The sequence below is a fragment of the Massilia sp. 2TAF26 genome (genome assembly GCF_052115005.1).
In the GTDB taxonomy this organism is placed as follows: Bacteria; Pseudomonadota; Gammaproteobacteria; order Burkholderiales; family Burkholderiaceae_D; genus Telluria.
On record NZ_JBFRFV010000009.1, the window covers coordinates 39,457 to 56,557 of the forward strand.

Genomic DNA, 17,101 nt, shown 5'->3' on the forward strand with positions numbered 1-17,101 from the left:
CATCTTTCCTTATACATATGTCTCGTCACTCCGCGGTCACTGTTCCCTCCGCCTGCAAGGCCATCCCGGCGGCCATCGCCCTGCTGTTCCTGAGCGTCGACGCCGGCGCGCAAACGGCGCCTGCCGCCGACAAGCCCCTCGAAACCAACGCCGCCAAGCCGGCCGCAACGGCGAAAGCGAAGGAGGCGGATGCGAAAGCTCCGGCCGCGGTGAGCGCCGATGCGCCGCAGCAGCCGCAGGGCCAGATCGCCACCGTGAACGTGGTCAGCGAACGCCAGACCAACCGCGTCGACCGCCAAGTGTACGACATCAAGAATGACGCCAGCACGGCCGGCGCATCGATCGGCGACGTGCTGAACAACGTGCCTTCGGTGAACGTCGACCCGAACGGCACCGTGCGCCTGCGCGGCAGCGAGCGCGTGACGGTGCTGGTCGACGGCAAGCCGACCGCCCAGCTGCAGGGCGAGAACCGCGCCGCCGCCATCAATGCGCTGCCGGCCGAGAACTATGAATCGGTCCAGGTGATCAACAACCCGGGCGCGGAGTTCGGCAACGAGGCGGGCGGCGGCCCGATCCTGAACCTGATCTCGCGCCGCTACACCAAGCCGGGCGGGAACGGCACGGTGGCCAGTAACGTCGGCCCGGGCGGCCGCGCCAACGCCTTCGCCAACGGCAGCTACAGCGCCGGCTATGCCTCCGTGAACGGCACCCTGAACGTGCGCCGCGACGGCAACGACACCGACACCGAACAGCTGCGCGAGCGCATCGATCCGACGACCGGCGCGATCAGCCGCCTGCGCCAGGATTCGCACAACCATGGCATCAATACCTTCGTCCAGGCCGGCATGGGCGGGCGCTACAACTACAACGAGCGCGATACCATCACCGGCTCGTTCTCGGTCAACAAGCGCGGCAACGACGCCGACTCGAACCAGCACTTCACGGACTTCCGCACGACCCAGTCGCCGGTCGTCGACTACACCACGCGCCGCAAGACCGACGGCGATTCGCGCAACCACGAGATCGTCACCGGCTTCGAGCGCCGCTTCAACTCCGATGGCGAGACGCTGAAGATCGACCTGCGCCACTCGTCGAACAACAACAGCGCGGACACCTCGACCCTGTACCAGGCCCTGGCGATGCCGGCCACCGGCGCGCCCACCCTGCGCGACTACGCGCAGAACGTCGACACGCGCGTGCGCATGACCGACCTGAGCGCCGATTATTCGGGCAAGGCCGGCCCCGGCTTCCTGAACGCGGGCGCACGCCTGCAGCGCCTGCAGCAGACCGCCGACAACCGCTACCTGTTCCTGACCGGCGGCGGCCTGGACACCCGGCGCAGCAACCTGTTCGACCTCGACCAGGACGTGGTGGCGGTGTACGGCACCTACGAGATGCCGCTGAATAAGCTGTGGTCCTTCAAGAGCGGCCTGCGGGTCGAGCGCACCGACCAGGACCTGGACCAGGTCACCACCGGCGTCCAGGCCACCAACCAGTACACCAGCTACCTGCCCAGCCTGTTTCTGACGTACAAGCTGGACCAGTACTCGAACCTGCGCCTGTCCTACGCCGACCGCATCTCGCGCCCGACCTCGGGCGACCTGAACCCCTTCGTCAACTACGCCAACGACTATTACGTCAGCTCGGGCAATCCGCACCTGCATGCGGTCAAGCTGCACTCGCTGGAGCTGGGTTACGAAACCAAGATCAAGGGCCTGATGCCGGTGAGCGTGCGCGGCTACCTGCGCAAGGAATCCGACGTCATCACCGACCGCCGCGTTTTCCTCGACGCGAACACGCTCTTGACCACGCGCGAGAACCTGGGCGACCGCCGCTCCGGCGGCATCGAGTTCTCGGTGATGGGCATGATCCCGCCGAACATGCGCATCAGGGGAATCGCGTTGCCGAACATCCGCTTCATGTTCAACGGTAACTACGGCTTCATCGAACAGGACCGCACCGATGCCATGGGCCTGGCGGGCGGCAAGCGTTCCTCGCCCTCGCTGCAGCTGCAGGGCGGCGGACAATGGCAGATCGGCCCCGACGACGTGCTGACCCTGATGACCTTCCGCCAGGGTAAGCTGCTGTCGGGCGAGGGTTACCGCGAGCCCTTCGGCATGATGAACCTGGCCTACGAACACAAGTTCGACAAGCGCCTGTCGCTGAATATTCGCGCCAACGACGTACTGCGCTCGACCGACCAGAAATTCCGCGTCGAGACCGATGTGCTGCGCGACCGCACCGACACCACCGTGCACCAGCGCCGCCTCTACGTAGGCTTGCGCTACACCTTCGGCGGCACGACCGGCAACGACGCGGTGCGCAATGCGATGCAGGCGGCCGGCATCAACGTCGACAGCCCGCAGGCGCGCGAAGCGATGCGCCGGGCGCAGGAGATGCAGCAGGCGCAGGCCCAGGCTGCGAGCGAAGCGCAGAAGGGTGCGCCGGTACCGGCTGCTACACCGGCTGCCAAGCCAGCCACCACGCCGGCCCAGACGCAGCCGTCCGACAAGCAGTAAGCGGCTGCCGGCTCAGCGCCAGTCCCTCAGCACCAGTCTTTATCCGGCTGCATGTCGAGGCGCTGGGCCGCATCGACCACGTCCTGCAGTTCAACCGGGTCGCTGAACGGATCCTCGTCCAGCCTGGTGACCCGGTTCAGCTCCTTCTGCCAGCGCCGCAGTTCGTCGACGTATTTGCCGTCCGGCACGCGCTTGAGGTCGCCGTTCTCTTCGGCCAGGTCGCAGATGCCGTTGTGCAGCCACTCGCCGGTATGCCAGTCCGGCATGTCGACGGCGGGGAAGAGGCAGATCCCTTGCAGGTCCATGCCGCGCCGCACCGCCGCCAGCGATTCGCACATCACGTCGTGCAGCCAGTCGGCGCGGCCGTCGCGCATGCCGCTGGTTTCGCCGATGATCATCGGCCGGCGGTAGCGTTCCCAGACGGTTTGCAGCATGTCGCACAGCGGGGCGATGCGGTCGTCGCCGGGGTCCAGGGGCTTGTGCGGTCCGTGTTCGCGGTATTCCATCTGTCCGAACGAGTAATTGTTGGCGCCGACGATATCGAGGATCTCGGGCGCGCCGCCGAGCTCCGGATGCTCGCGGCCATAGATGACGTCCCAGGCCAGGAAGGTGTCGACCTCGGTCTCGTGGCGCGCGGCCTCGATCTGGTCGGGACGGTCGCGCGGCGCCACCACCCGCACCAGCGGATCGATGTGGACCATGCGTGCATCCGGATCGACTTCGCGGATCGCCTTCACGCCGGCGATCGCGGCCCGGCACAGCGCCAGCCGCAGGCGCATCCGGTCGTCGCGGCTGCAGCGGTAGGGCGCGGCCCATCCCCATTCGCCGGCGCAGAAGGAAAAGAAGGTGATCTCGTTAATCGGCGTGAAGAAGTGCGGCCCGCGCACTTTCGGGACCACGTATTCGGCGGCGGCCCGGCAATAGGCCGCGAAGCGGCTGGCGAAGGCGTCGTCGTACGGATCGAGGTCGTCCGGATAGCCGTAATGGAAAAGGTCCCAGATCGGAATGATCTTCGACGCGTTCATGGCCTCGATGAAGGGATCGACCATCGAGAAATCGTATTGTCCGCCGCCGGCGCGATCGGCCAGGGGCCAGGGAATGCCTTCGCGCGAGACGGCGATGCCGAGCTCGGCGAGGATACGGTAATCCTCGGCGGCGTGGCGGTCGTGCCGGGTTTCCGCGATCAGGTTGCGGCGCACCCCGGGACGCTCGCCCCAGAGGAAATTGGAGCATTCAAAACCGGACAGGAAGAATGTTGGAAATATTCCTGGATGCTTCGCCATGCAGTCTCCTTTCCCGGGCCGGCCCGGTCGAGGTCGTAGGATGCCACGAGTCGGATTTCGCCGCGTATCCAGGCGTGCGGAGGTTCGGAACGCGGCGCCGTTCCAGTCCCTGTTGCTTTGGCTATAATGGCAACATGAGCAAGCTATCGTTTAAAAAGACCGTCGCGTTCCTGTGCTTTTCAGCGCTCTGCGGGTGCGCCGGTTCAACGCCGAAAGCGTCTGAATATAATCTCGGCGTCCAGGCTTATAGAACGAAGGACTACGCTTCGGCACGCCAACACTGGGCAAAAGCAATCACGGAAGAGCCCGAAACCTCAGCCAAGAACAACCTCGGGTATCTGCTTTACTACGGTTTGGGAGGCAAGGCCGATATCAGCCAGGCTATTTCGCTGTGGACGCAGGCGGCGGAAAGTGGCGATCGGGAATCCCAGTGGCATCTTGGTCATGCAGCCGAAGATGGCAAGGGCGTCGAACAAAGTGTCGTCAAGGCGTATGCCTGGTATCGGTGCGCAGCCACGGCCAACCAGGCGTCTGCGGCCGCCGATGAGCTGGAGGCCCGGATTGCACGCGACGCGAGCCAGTCGCTCGCAAGGCTCTTACCCAAGCTCTCACCGGCCGAGTTCCAGGCGGCCGAAAAGCTGGCCAAGCTCTATATCGCCAGTTATTCCAGGGCGACACCGAATCAATAATCGGGGCTTCGTTCAGCCGGCCCGCTTGGCGTGGTGTCCATGTTTCGCCAGTGCCGCGACGACCAGCTCGCAGTGGTCGCCCTGGATTTCGATCACGCCATCCTTGACGGTGCCGCCGGAACCGCAGGCGGTGCGCAACTGCTTGCCCAGCGCCGCCAGCGCAATCGCGTCCAGCGGCAGGCCCTTGACGATGGTGACGCATTTGCCGCCCCGGCCCTTGGTCTGGCGCGAGACGCGGACGACGCCGTCGCCGAGGATCGCGGTCCTGGCCTTGCAAATGCATTCCGCGGCCGGCTGCCGGCAATCGGGGCACATGCGGCCGCTTTCGGTGGAGTAGACGAGGCGGCTAATCGAACTGCTTTTCATGCTGAATCCAGGGATGTTCGGATGTAGAAGAAATAACGGCGACCCGCAGGCCGCCGTGTCGTCAGGGACGCGGGAAGTTTACTTCACGCCATGCATCAACTTCTGGATCAGCGGCGCGATCAGGAACAGCAGGATGCCGGAACCGATCAGCGCGTAGAAGCCGAAGGTGTAGCCGCTCAGTGCCGATTCCACGCTCATGCCTTTTTCGCCCGAGATGTGGCTGGCGAAAATGCCCGACAGGTTGTTGCCGATGCCGGTCGACAGGAACCAGCCGCCCATGCCCAGGCCGACCAGGCGCACCGGCGCCAGCTTGGTGACCATCGAGAGGCCGATCGGGGACAGGCACAGTTCGCCGATGGACTGGATCACGTAGACCATGAACAGGGTCCAGAACGGGATCTTGCTGTCGGCGCCGACCAGGTGCTGCAGCGCGAACATCAGCAGCAGGAAGGCCAGGCCGTTGAAGATCAGGCCCAGGCCGAACTTGCGCGGGATCGACGGATTGGCGCGGCCCAGCCAGACCCAGACTGCGGCCACGATCGGTGCGCAGACGATGATGGCGATCGAGTTCACCGACTGGAACCAGCCGGTCGGGAAGATCCAGCCGCCGAAGTCGCGGCGCACGATGTTGTCGGCCAGGAAGGTGAAGGAGCTGCCGGCCTGCTCGAAGAAGCACCAGAACATCACGTTGAAGAAGAAGATGACCAGCATGGCGATGGCCTTGTCGCGCGCGACCTTGCCGTTGCGGATGCCTTCGACCAGCAGCATGACCGCCAGCGCGACGAACAGCGCCGAGAGAATGTACTGGATGGTGTCGGCGCCGAGCTTCAGCAGGAAGTAGACGAGCGGGATCACGACCAGCGAACCGACGATCACGCCGATCAGGCGGGTCGGGCTGGCCAGTTCGCCGACCGGTGCGCCGATGCCTTTCAGGCCCTTGCGGCCGATCTGGAACCAGACCAGCGACAGCAGCATGCCGATGCCGGCGGCGAAGAACACGACCTTGTAGGCCGGCACGCCGGTGCTGCCGGACATGGCGCCGGCCAGCCAGCCGGTCAGGATCGGCGCGACGAAGGCGCCGCTGTTGATGCCCATGTAGAAGATGGTGAAGCCGGAGTCGCGGCGCTCGTCGCCGATGCCGTACAGTTGGCCGACCATGGTCGAGATGTTCGGCTTGAACATGCCGTTGCCGACGATGATGGTGGCCAGGCCGAGCTTGAACACGTTCGGATCGGGCACGGTGATGGCGAACAGGCCGGCCGCCATGAAGGCTGCGCCGACCAGGATCGAACGCTGGTAGCCGATCACGCGGTCGGCGATGTAGCCGCCGAACACGGCGCCGGCGTAGACCAGCGCCAGGTAGGAACCGTAGGTCAGGTTGGCGTCGGCCTGGCCGACGCCGCTGCCGCCGTAGAACTGGGCGACGATGTAGAGCACCAGGGCCCAACGGATGCCGTAGAAAGCGAAGCGCTCCCAGAATTCGGTCATGAACAGCATCCACAGCGGCGCTGGGTGTCCCATGATCTGTTTGAATTCCGGGATCGCTTTCTGTTCGACGGTAGAAGTAGCTGCACCGCTCATGCGGTTCCTCCCCAAATACGTTTTATAAGAATAGGAATGATTGGGCCGCATGCCCGCATCGTGTGCGGGCGCAAATCCAATAGCGTCGCATTTTAGTGGAAATTCTGCTCGTTAAGGCAACTTTTTCCGGATCAATAGTATTGACGAGAAAAGGCTGCGCAAGTGTGGGGGCAAACTCGTGGGAGATGTCGTATATTGGCGAAAAGGCTGTACGGAAACACTGAACAGAAAGGGAAGAGGAATATGACGAACGACGTTGTCGACACATTGATATCCCCGGAGGGGCGCCTGGAAGTGCTGTCGAAGGCGGAAGTGGCAAAGCTGCTCGATACCAGCCAGGGTGGCCTGTACCAGGTCTTTCGCAAATGCGCGCTGGCGGTACTGAATTCCGGCAGTTCGATCGACGACGGCAAGGAACTGCTCGAACGCTACAAGGATTTCGACATCAAGATCATCCAGCGCGAGCGCGGCATCAAGCTCGATATCCGCAGCGCGCCGGCCCACGCTTTCGTGGACGGCAAGATGATCAAGGGTATCCACGAGCACCTGTTCGCGGTGCTGCGCGATATCGTCTACGTGAGCTTCGAAGTGACGGACAATCCGCGCTTCGACCTGCAGCGGCCGGAAGGCATCACCGATGCCGTGTTCCACATCCTGCGCAACGCCAACGTGATCCAGCCGCAGCGCAATCCGAACCTGGTGGTGTGCTGGGGCGGCCACTCGATCAACCGCGTCGAGTACAACTACTCGAAGCACGTCGGCTACCAGCTCGGCCTGCGCGAACTGGACATCTGCACCGGCTGCGGCCCGGGCGCGATGAAAGGCCCGATGAAGGGCGCCACCATCGGCCACGCCAAGCAGCGCCTGCAGGGCGGCCGCTACCTCGGCATCTCGGAACCGGGCATCATCGCGGCCGAGTCGCCGAACCCGATCGTGAACGACCTGGTCATCATGCCGGACATCGAGAAGCGCCTGGAAGCCTTCGTGCGCACCGGCCACGGCATCGTGGTGTTCCCGGGCGGCGCCGGCACCGCCGAAGAGATCCTCTACATCCTCGGCATCCTGCTGCATCCCGAGAACGCGGACATGCCGTTCCCGCTGGTGTTCACCGGCCCGTCGACGGCCAGGGAATACTTCGAGCAGATCGACCAGTTCATCGGCCTGACCCTGGGCGAAGAGGCGCAGCGCCGCTACAAGATCATCGTCGACGATCCGGAAGCGGTGGCGCAGGAGATGCACACCGGGATCCGCCAGGTGCGCGAATTCCGCAAGTCGCGCAGCGACGCCTACTACTTCAACTGGGGCCTGAAGATCGACCCCGAGTTCCAGCATCCCTTCCGCCCGAATCACGAGAACATGCGCAGCCTGTCGCTGCACAAGAACCAGGCGACCCACCTGCTGGCGGCCAATTTGCGCCGTGCGTTCTCGGGCGTGGTGGCCGGTAACGTGAAGGAGGAGGGGATCCGGGCGATCGAGAAGTATGGGAAGTTCGAGATCCATGGCGAGGATGAGATCATGGCGCCGATGGACAAGCTGCTGCAGTCGTTCGTGGAGCAGAGCCGGATGAAGTTGCCGGGCAAAGAGTATATTCCCTGCTATCGGGTGGTCCGTTAATAGCCACCGTCCTGAGGCACAGATCACGCGACGTATGGATCCCCGTTTTCACGGGGATGACGGTTTTACGGATGACGGCATTAAAAAAGGCGCGAACGGTCTCCCGTTTCGCGCCTTTTTTGTGACGCATCACGCGTCACTCAAGCTCAGTCTTCCTTGCGCAGGTGCGGGAACAGCAGCACATCGCGAATATTCGGCGAATCCGTCAGGATCATGATCAGGCGGTCGATGCCGATGCCGCAGCCGCCGGTCGGGGGCAGGCCGTATTCCAGTGCGCGGATGTAGTCGGCGTCATAGAACATCGCTTCTTCGTCGCCGGCATCCTTGGCGGCCACCTGGGCCTGGAAGCGGGCTGCCTGGTCTTCCGGATCGTTCAGCTCCGAGAAGCCGTTGGCGATCTCGCGGCCCACCATGAACAGCTCGAAGCGCTCGGTGATGCCGGGGCGGTTGTCGGAAGCGCGCGCCAGCGGCGAGACTTCGACCGGGTAGTCGATGATGAAGGTCGGCTCCCACAGCTGGGCTTCGGCGGTCTCTTCGAACAGGGCCAGCTGCAGCGCGCCCAGGCCCGAAATGATGTGCGGCTTGACGCCGAACTTCTCGAGCAGTTCCTTCTTCAGGAACTCGGCGTCGTTCAGCTGTTCGCTGGTGTACTCCGGCGCGTACTTGTTGATCGCTTCGACGATGGTCAGGCGGTGGAAGGGCTTGCCCAGGTCCAGCGGACGGCCGCCGTAGGTGACTTCGGCGGTGCCGTGGGCGTCGATCGCGGCCTGGCGGATCACGGCCTCGGTGTAGTCCATCAGCCACTTGTAGTCGGTGTAGGCGGCGTAGAACTCCATCATCGTGAATTCCGGATTGTGGCGGATCGAGACGCCCTCGTTGCGGAAGTTACGGTTGATCTCGAACACGCGATCGAAGCCGCCGACCACCAGGCGCTTCAGGTACAGCTCCGGCGCGATACGCAGGAACATTTGCATGTCCAGCGCGTTGTGGTGGGTGATGAAAGGCTTGGCCGCGGCGCCGCCCGGGATCGGGTGCAGCATCGGGGTCTCGACTTCCATGAACTGGTTGTCCTGCATGAAGCGGCGGATCGACGCGATCGCGGCGGTGCGCGCCTTGAAGGTGCGGCGCGTCTCTTCGTTCATGATCAGGTCGACGTAGCGCTGGCGGTACTTGGTCTCCTGGTCTGCCAGGCCGTGGAACTTGTCCGGCAGCGGACGCAGGGACTTCGACAGCAGGCGCAGCTTCGTCACCTTGACGGTCAGCTCGTCGACCTTGGTCTTGAACAGCGTGCCTTCCACGCCCAGGATGTCGCCCAGGTCGTAGTGGCGGAAGGCTTCCATCGCTTCTTCACCGGTGTTGTCCAGGGTGACGTAGATCTGGATGCGGCCGTCGGCGCGCGGGCCCGAGGCGTCCTGCAGGGTGGCGAAGGCGGCCTTCTTGCCGGCTTCGCGCTTGAGCATCATGCGGCCGGCCAGCACCACCTGCTGGGGTTCGGCTTCGAGTTGCTCGCGGGTCCAGCCGCCATAGGTCTCGACCAGGCCGGCAGCCTTGTGCTGGGGGACAAAGTCGTTCGGGAAGGCCACGCCTTTTTCGCGGATCGCTGCCAGCTTGGCGCGGCGCTCGGCGATGATCTTGTTGTCATCAAGCTGCAGCGAAGCCGCTTGCTGTTCCTGGCCTTGTTCTTGGTTTTCGGTGCTCATATCAGGTATCTATCTATGTTTGGTTCACGTGCAGGTCAGAGGACGCCCAGCAGGTCCTCAACGGACAGCTCGTCGTAGTCGTTGACGATCTTGAGCACGTTGTCGAACTCCGCGAACGCGTCGGCAGGCAGGGTGGTCGTGATGACCACGGCGCGCATGCCGGCACGGCGCGCGGCTTCCACGCCCATCGGCGCATCTTCGAAGACGATGCAGTCGGCGGGATTCGCGCCCAGCTTCTCGGCGGCCTTCAGGAACACGTCCGGATGCGGCTTGCCCTGCTTGACGTCGGTCGCGCCGACCACGGCCCCGAAGTGGCGGCGCAGGTCGAGTTCGTCGAGGGTGAAGACGATGTTCTTCGGCGGCGCGGACGTCGCCACGGCCAGCGCCACGCCACGCTCGTCGGCCGCGGTCACGAAGTCGTCGAAGCCCTTGATGGCGGCGCGGTGCGGACCGTACATCTCGCGGTACAGCGCATCCTTCTCCGCTGCCAGGGCGGCGATTTCCTCGTCCGTGACCTCGTCGCCCAGGCGGGCGCGCAGGATCTCGCGGCCCTGGGCGCCGGCGGTCTCGCGGAAGAAGGCCTCGGCCTCGTACTCCTTGCCGCGGCGGGCGAAGAACTCGAGCCAGGACCTGGTGTGGAAGGCCATGTTGTCGACGATGGTGCCGTCCATGTCGAAGATGAAGGCGGGCTTGCTCATCACACTCCCTGCTTCAGCGAAGCCGAGATGAAGTCGTCGAGGTCGCCGTCCAGCACGTTCTTGGTATTGCCGGTCTCGAAGCCGGTGCGCAGGTCCTTGATGCGCGACTGGTCCAGCACGTAGGAACGGATCTGGTGGCCCCAGCCGACGTCGGTCTTCGAGTCTTCCAGCTTCTGCTGCTCGGCCATGCGTTTGCGCAGCTCGAGTTCGAACAGCTTGGCGCGCAGCATGTCGAAGGCTTCGGCCTTGTTGCGGTGCTGCGAGCGGTCGTTCTGGCACTGCACCACGATGCCCGACGGGGCGTGCGTCAGGCGCACCGCGGAGTCGGTCTTGTTGATGTGCTGGCCGCCGGCGCCGGATGCGCGGTAGGTGTCGATGCGCACGTCAGCCGGGTTGATCTCGATCTCGAAGGACTCGTCGACCTCCGGGTACACGAACAGCGAGGTGAACGAGGTGTGGCGGCCGTTGGCCGAGTCGAACGGCGACTTGCGCACCAGGCGGTGCACGCCGGTCTCGGTGCGCAGGTGGCCGTAGGCGTACTCGCCCTCGACCTTGATGGTGGCGGTCTTGATGCCCGCGACCTCGCCCTCGGAGATTTCCATCACTTCGGCCTTGAAGCCCTTGCGCTCGCAATAGCGCAGGTACTGGCGCAGCAGCATCGAGGCCCAGTCCTGGGCTTCGGTGCCGCCGGCGCCGGCCTGGATGTCGATGAAGCAGTTCGCATGGTCCATCGGGTTGCTGAACATGCGGCGGAATTCCATCTGCTCGATGACCTTCGCGATCTCGGCGGCGTCGCCTTCGACGGATTCGATGGTGTCGTCATCGCCTTCTTCGCGGCCCATTTCGAACAGGTCGCGCGAGTCGTCGATGTCGGCGCGGGCTTTTTCCAGCGTCAGGACGACGCCTTCCAGCGCCTTCTTTTCCTTGCCCAGGTCGAGGGCGCGCTTCTGGTCGTTCCAGACGGTCGGGTCTTCCAGTTCCTGGTTGACCTGTTCTAGTTTCTCCGACTTCTTATCGAAGTCAAAGATACCTCCGAAGTTCGGCTTCACGGCTGCTCAGGTCGTTCAGCAGGGCGGAAAGGGCGTTGATGCGTTCAGCTTCCATGGTCGGTGACGTATTTTTAGTAGGTTGAATCGAACCGGAGATTATACCCCACTGCAGGCGCGCCGGTTTCTGCTAGCATGCCGCCATAAAAATGTTTATTTGGAGGCAATATGTACAACTTGCTAGCGGCCGGCATCGCCGGCCTATCCATGCTGGCCGCCGCCGGTGCGGCGGCCGCTTCCACGCAAGGGTGTGCCGGTGCCAGCGGCGAACTGGCCGCGGTCTGTGTGCCGCTCGAGGCCTATATCCGCGCGCATGCGAGCGGTGAGCGGCGCTACGTCCATGAGGCCTTCCGTCCGGACGCCCGCATCATCGGCGGCAAGGTGAACCTGTCGGTGGATGAATTCGTCACGCGCTTCGACGGCAAGCCGGCCGCCGACGAAGCCCAGCGCCGGCGCAGCATCGAAGTGCTGGACCTGACCGGCGACGCCGCGGTGGCCAAGATCACGCTCGACTATCCCGACATGAAATTCACGGACCACATGGCGCTGCTGAAGAAGGACGGACGCTGGCTCATCGCGAACAAGACCTTCAATACCGAGAAGAAGTGAGCGGGCGTTTATAATCCGGGCCGTCATCCTTCAGATATCGCCTATGGTTTCCCGATCGAGCTTCCTCGTCCTGTTCGCGCTGAGCGCGAGCTCCCTGTCCAGCGCGGCGCCGGCCGCACGCGTACCGGCCGGCAGCAGCGCCGAACTGGCGATCCTGGAAACCACCGACCTGCACTCGGCGGTGGTCGGCTACGACTACTTCAAGCTGGCCGCCGACCCTTCGCTGGGCCTGGACCGCACCGCTTCGCTGATCGCCCAGGCGCGCCGCGACTTCCCGAACACGCTGCTGTTCGATAACGGCGACACCATCCAGGGCAATGCGCTGGGCGACTACCAGGCCACCGTCGATCCGCTGCGCTGCGGCCAGCTGCTGGGCATCTACAAGGCGATGAAGAAGATCGGCTACGACGGCATCGGCATCGGCAACCACGATTTCAATTTCGGCCTGGCCTACCTGGGCCAGGTGACCGGCCAGCGCCTCGATGTCGAGGGCGTTCCTGGCAGGCAGTGCGCCGGACCGGGCTTGCCGGTGGTGCTCGCCAACGTCTACAGCACCAGGACCAAGAAGCCCCTCTTCGAGCCCTACCGTATCCTCAGCAAGCGCATCAAGGCGGTCGACGCCAAGGGCAAATCCTTCGAGGCCACCGTCAAGGTCGGCATCATCGGCTTCACGCCGCCGGCCATCGTCAACTGGGACCGCCGCTGGCTGGAGGGGAAGGTCTACACCGAAGGCCTGGTCGAGACCGCGAAGCGCTACCTGCCGGAGATGCGCGCCAAGGGCGCCGACCTGATCGTGGCGATCTCGCACGGCGGCCTGGATGCCAGCCCGTATTCGCCGACAATGGAGAACGGGAATTACTACCTGGCCCAGGCGGGCGGCGCATTGGGTGGTATTGATGCGCTGCTGCTTGGTCATTCGCATCAGCTGTTCCCGAATCCATCGAGCACCGTCGCCCAGTTCAACCTGCCGCACGTCGACAAGGCGAAGGGCAGGGTGTTTGGCGTGCCGACCGTGATGGCCAACCTCTGGGGCAAGAACCTGGGCGTGGTGCGCCTGCAGCTGCGCTACGACGGCAAGCGCTGGCGCGCCGACCAGGACGCCGCCATCGTCGAGAACCGCACGACCCAGCAGCCGGACAAGAGCTATGTGTCGGCCGATCCGGCGGTGATGTCGCTGGTGAAGGACGAGCACGAAGCCACGATCCGCTACGTGAAGACGCCGATCGGCAGCGCGGACTTCCGCATGTCGACCTATTTCGCCGACGTCGGCGACGTCTCGGCGATCCAGATCGTCAACCAGGCCCAGGCCGCCTACGTGCGCCATTACGTGGCGGAGAATCTGCCGCAGTTCGCGAAGCTGCCGGTGCTGTCGGTATCGGCGCCCTTCAAGACCGGTTCGGCCGGCGTGCTTGACTACACCGACGTCGCCGCCGGCGACCTGGCCCTGAACAACGCGGCCGACCTCTACCTGTATCCGAACGCGCTGGCGGTGGTGAAGGTCGACGGCGCCGGCCTGAAGGCCTGGCTGGAAAAGGCGGCGGGCCGCTTCAATACCATCGATCCGGACCGGAGCGAGCCGCAGGAGCTGGTCAACACCGGCTTCCCCGGCTATAACTTTGACACCGTGACCTCGCCGGAACTCGGCTACGAGATCGACCTGACCCGGCCGCCGGGCCAGCGCATCCGCAATCTCCAGCTGCACGGCGCGCCGCTGCCGGCGGGGCAGGAATTCCTGGTCGCGACGAATAACTACCGCGCCAGCGGCGGCGGCAATTTCCCGGGCCTGGAGGGCGGCGCGAAGACGGTGTTCACGGCGCCGGACGCCAGCCGCGACGTGCTGATCGCGTACATCAAGGAAGCGAAGCGCCTGAGCCGTGAGGCCAATGGTTCGCAGCGCAGCTGGCGCTTTGCGAAGGTGGCGACCAAGGGACCGGTGGTGTTCCATTCGGCGCCGGGCAAGCTGGAGCTGGCGCGCGCGGCCGGGTTGGGGAATGTGACGCAGCTGGCTGCAGACGATGGCTTGGGGAAGGGGTTTGCGTTGTATGCGGTGGACTTGGCAAAATGAACGGTCGTGCCGGACGTTGCCCGGCACGACGGGGCGCTTTAGAACCGGTTCGGCCGGCTAGCCTGAATCTCACCTGAAGCAATCGCAGCCAGGTCCAGCAGGCCCTGCACCTCGGCGGCGCGCAGGCGGCGCGGTTCGCGGTCGATCACACAGAGGGTGCCAAGCGCGTGGCCGGAGCGGTCGCGCAGCGGCACGCCGGCGTAGAAGCGGATTTGCGGATCGCCCTGGACCAGGGGATTGTTGCGGAAGCGTTCGTCGTCGAGGGCGTCTTCGACCACGAACATCTCGTCCTGCATCACGGCGTGCGAGCAGAAGGCCCAGTCGCGCGGCGTTTCACGCGGTTCGAGGCCGACCCTGGCCTTGAACCACTGGCGGCTTGAAGTCAACAGGGAGATCAGGGCGATCGGCGAACCGGTCACCATGGTGGCGAGGCGGACGATGCGGTCGAAGCGGGTTTCCTCGTCGGTGTCGACCAGGCCGCTCGCGCCGACGGCCGCGAGGCGCGCGCGTTCGTCGGCCGGGACCGGATACCCTGGATCGGCCGCCGGCAGGAATTCCTTGTCGTTGCTGGCCGCGGGACGCAGATGGGCGTTGTCGTCCTTTCCATGCAGTAGACCCTGGACCAGGCTCAAGCGTGTACGGCGATGCCCTCCCGGCGTTTTCCAGGACTCGATCGCGCCACTTTCCATCCAGATTTGCACGGTGCTGGTAGCAACGCCTAGCAGGCGGGCCACTTCGCTCGTGGTCATCACCGGATCGTCGGGTTTCGTATTGCTCTGCATAAACTTTCCTCTTATCCCGTGAGTATAGCGGATAACTTTGTTCAAATCTTCTTTCTTGTCGATACCACGATCTTATGACGCCAGAGGAAGAAAATCACGCTTAAATAGCAATATAAAATCTCGCGAAAACTATCAAAAAGGTTGCTAATCTGTAATTTCTAAGGCAGAATCGGCAATTTCCTCAAATTGAGCGGCGAGATGAACGACAATCATGGCACGAACGGGCGCAGGGTGTCGACAAGAATACCAATTTCGACAAAGCTGTACAGTGCCTTCGCTCTCGTGGTGCTGGTGACCCTGGTGCTGGCGGGATTTGCCATCTCGCGCGTGAATGGGATCGGAGACGCCCTGGCGAATGCCGACGGCCTGCGCAGCACGCGTCTCGAACCGCTGTATTCACTGCGCGAGGCGCTCGACCAGACCGGTATCGCGGCGCGCAACGCCTACATCTTCGCCGATGCCGGCGACGCCCTGCGTGAACTCGACCTGGTCGACAGGCAGGTGGCCGAGGCGGAGGCGGCCCTTGTCCAGCTGGATCGTTCCTTGGAGGGCAATGCGCAGTACGCGAAGGTGCGCGAGGGAATGGGGGCGATGATCCGGGAGCTGCGACGTCCGCGCAAATACCGCCAGGCGAACGAGATGGGCGCCTTCGGTGCTTTCCTGGTCAAGGAATGTTCGCCGCTGCGCCGCAGGATCGTCGCCGATATCGACGTCCTGCTCAAGCAGTTGCAGGCGGAGAGCGTGGAGGCTGGCATCGCTGCCAGCGCAAGCGCGGCGTCGGCACGCTGGACAATTGCCGGATTGAGTGTGCTGTGCGTGGTATTGGCCGCCGCCATTGGCCTGGCCCTTACCCGTGGACTGCTGCGCGAGCTCGGGGGTGAGCCGGCCTACGCCTCCAGTGTTGCGCATGCGATCGCGAAGGGGGAGCTGCAGCACGGCGTCGATACCCGCCGGGCCCGGCCCGGCAGCTTGCTGGCAGCGATGAGCGCCATGCGCGACAGCCTGTCCGGCATCGTCGGAAAGGTCCGCAGCGGCACTGATACGATCGCCTCGGCTTCAGCGCAAATCGCTACCGGCAATGCCGAGCTGTCGCAGCGCACCGAGTCCCAGGCCGCCGAACTGGGCGAGGTCGGCGGCGCCATGAAGGCCTTGATTTCTTCGGTGCGCCGGAATGCGGACTTTGCCGCCGAAGCGGCCGGGCTGGCGAGGGACGCCGCGGGCGTTTCGCGCCAGGGCGGCGACACGGTCGAGGGCGTGGTCGAGACCATGAACCTGATCCACGCGTCCTCGAAGAAGGCTGTGGAAATCATCGCCGTGATCGACGGCATCGCGTTCCAGACGAATATCCTGGCGCTGAACGCAGCGGTCGAGGCGGCGCGCGCCGGCGAGCAGGGGCGCGGATTTGCCGTCGTGGCGGCAGAGGTGCGCAACCTGGCGCACCGCTCCGCCGCCGCCGCCAGGGAAATCAAGGCCATGATCGAGGATTCGGTGAGCAAGGTCGGCGCCGGCACCGAGCTGGTCGCGCACGCCGGCCGAACCATGCGCACGGTGGTCGACGGCGTGCACCGGGTGAACGATCTCATGGGCGAGATGTCGACTGCGACGCGCGCGCAATGCGACGAAATCGAAAGGGTCGACAGCGCCATCGCCCGGCTCGACCAGATGACGCTGCAGAACGCGGCCCTGGTGGAGGAGGCATCGGCCGCCGCGCAATCGCTGCGCATCCAGGCCGAGCAGCTGGCGTCGGTGGTGAACACCTTCCAGCTGGAGCAGCCGGCGGCATCGTGCTACCGGATGCTTGGCCGAGCCGCTTAGTGCAGGGTATCGGCGGGGGCTGCCTTGTCGGCCTGCACCAGCACGAAGGGATTGACCACCGAGGCCCACAGGCGGGCGTCGGTCGCCTGCCACTCGAGGGCCTGGGCGTCCGACACCTTGGCGACCTTGCCTTCGCTCATCCAGCGCGCGATGTGTGCCTTGTCGTCGTGGGCGATGCGCAGGGCCACCTCGACCAGGTCGAGTTCCTGGCTCACGTAGATCACCGCGCCGTGGGCGAAATGGCGCTCCAGTTCCGACCAGTTGATGCGGGCGGTCTCGCGGTTGATCTTGTCGTGCAGTTCGGTGTCTTTTAATGGATCGGTTTTCATGGCTT

General features: G+C 64.4%; 14 protein-coding genes. 6 read left to right on the top strand and 8 right to left on the bottom strand.

The features are described 5' to 3' along the window. Positions 1–17: 17 nt before the first annotated feature. Complete coding sequence (locus AB4Z32_RS11665; protein ID WP_442122008.1) at positions 18–2,519, top strand: TonB-dependent receptor domain-containing protein; 2,502 nt, start codon at positions 18–20, stop codon at positions 2,517–2,519. 26 nt (positions 2,520–2,545) lie between these two features. Here AB4Z32_RS11665 and AB4Z32_RS11670 read toward each other — a convergent pair whose 3' ends face one another. Beyond that, positions 2,546–3,802: a b-glycosidase gene (locus AB4Z32_RS11670; RefSeq protein ID WP_442122009.1), complete on the bottom strand. Its 1,257-nt coding sequence runs from the start codon at positions 3,800–3,802 to the stop codon at positions 2,546–2,548. A 134-nt stretch (positions 3,803–3,936) separates the two neighbouring features. On the opposite strand from AB4Z32_RS11670, the gene AB4Z32_RS11675 reads away from it, so the two are divergent. After that, complete coding sequence (locus tag AB4Z32_RS11675; protein WP_442122010.1) at positions 3,937–4,491, top strand: hypothetical protein; 555 nt, start codon at positions 3,937–3,939, stop codon at positions 4,489–4,491. Positions 4,492–4,503: 12 nt separating this feature from the next. Here AB4Z32_RS11675 and AB4Z32_RS11680 read toward each other — a convergent pair whose 3' ends face one another. Continuing rightward, positions 4,504–4,857, bottom strand: coding sequence for a translation initiation factor Sui1 (locus tag AB4Z32_RS11680; RefSeq protein ID WP_442122011.1), 354 nt, complete (start codon positions 4,855–4,857; stop codon positions 4,504–4,506). Positions 4,858–4,935: 78 nt separating this feature from the next. Continuing rightward, entirely contained in the window at positions 4,936–6,438 is a 1,503-nt protein-coding gene (locus AB4Z32_RS11685) for a peptide MFS transporter (RefSeq protein WP_442122012.1), read from the bottom strand. A 243-nt stretch (positions 6,439–6,681) separates the two neighbouring features. Between AB4Z32_RS11685 and ppnN the strand changes: the two genes are divergently transcribed. After that, a complete protein-coding gene (gene ppnN / locus AB4Z32_RS11690; RefSeq protein ID WP_442122013.1) occupies positions 6,682–8,052 on the top strand; it encodes a nucleotide 5'-monophosphate nucleosidase PpnN in 1,371 nt (456 codons plus the stop codon). A gap of 146 nt (positions 8,053–8,198) precedes the next feature. Here the strand turns inward: ppnN and lysS are convergent, their stop codons facing one another. The 3 genes from lysS to prfB all read right to left on the bottom strand — a co-directional run bounded on the left by lysS (position 8,199) and on the right by prfB (position 11,554). Next, positions 8,199–9,752, bottom strand: a complete 1,554-nt coding sequence (gene lysS, locus AB4Z32_RS11695) for a lysine--tRNA ligase (protein ID WP_442122014.1) — start codon at positions 9,750–9,752, stop codon at positions 8,199–8,201. A gap of 35 nt (positions 9,753–9,787) precedes the next feature. Next, positions 9,788–10,450, bottom strand: coding sequence for an HAD family hydrolase (locus AB4Z32_RS11700; protein ID WP_442122015.1), 663 nt, complete (start codon positions 10,448–10,450; stop codon positions 9,788–9,790). Next, positions 10,450–11,554 (bottom strand): peptide chain release factor 2 gene (prfB, locus tag AB4Z32_RS11705; RefSeq protein WP_442122016.1). Its coding sequence is split into 2 segments (ribosomal slippage): positions 10,450–11,472 and positions 11,474–11,554, totalling 1,104 coding nucleotides; the frame shifts between segments, so codons are not numbered across the junction. The genes AB4Z32_RS11700 and prfB overlap by 1 nt, the downstream gene beginning before the upstream one ends. Before the next feature lie 110 nt (positions 11,555–11,664). Here prfB and AB4Z32_RS11710 point away from each other — a divergent pair. After that, the gene (locus tag AB4Z32_RS11710) at positions 11,665–12,105 is read left to right on the top strand and encodes a nuclear transport factor 2 family protein (RefSeq protein ID WP_442122017.1); all 441 of its coding nucleotides are present in this window, start codon (positions 11,665–11,667) and stop codon (positions 12,103–12,105) included. A gap of 43 nt (positions 12,106–12,148) precedes the next feature. Next, complete coding sequence (locus AB4Z32_RS11715) at positions 12,149–14,170, top strand: bifunctional 2',3'-cyclic-nucleotide 2'-phosphodiesterase/3'-nucleotidase (RefSeq protein WP_442122018.1); 2,022 nt, start codon at positions 12,149–12,151, stop codon at positions 14,168–14,170. Between the two features lie 38 nt (positions 14,171–14,208). Here the strand turns inward: AB4Z32_RS11715 and AB4Z32_RS11720 are convergent, their stop codons facing one another. Then, positions 14,209–14,952 carry a GAF domain-containing protein gene (locus tag AB4Z32_RS11720; protein ID WP_442122019.1) on the bottom strand — a complete coding sequence of 248 codons (744 nt, stop codon included), beginning with the start codon at positions 14,950–14,952 and terminating at the stop codon, positions 14,209–14,211. 198 nt (positions 14,953–15,150) lie between these two features. Between AB4Z32_RS11720 and AB4Z32_RS11725 the strand changes: the two genes are divergently transcribed. After that, positions 15,151–16,767 (top strand): methyl-accepting chemotaxis protein, encoded by a 1,617-nt coding sequence (locus tag AB4Z32_RS11725; protein ID WP_442122020.1) that lies wholly within the window; start codon positions 15,151–15,153, stop codon positions 16,765–16,767. On the opposite strand, the gene AB4Z32_RS11730 is transcribed toward AB4Z32_RS11725, so the two are convergent. Continuing rightward, on the bottom strand, positions 16,764–17,096 hold the full coding sequence (locus AB4Z32_RS11730) for a DUF2288 domain-containing protein (protein ID WP_442122021.1): 333 nt from the start codon (positions 17,094–17,096) through the stop codon (positions 16,764–16,766). The genes AB4Z32_RS11725 and AB4Z32_RS11730 overlap by 4 nt on opposite strands. Positions 17,097–17,101 lie beyond the last annotated feature (5 nt).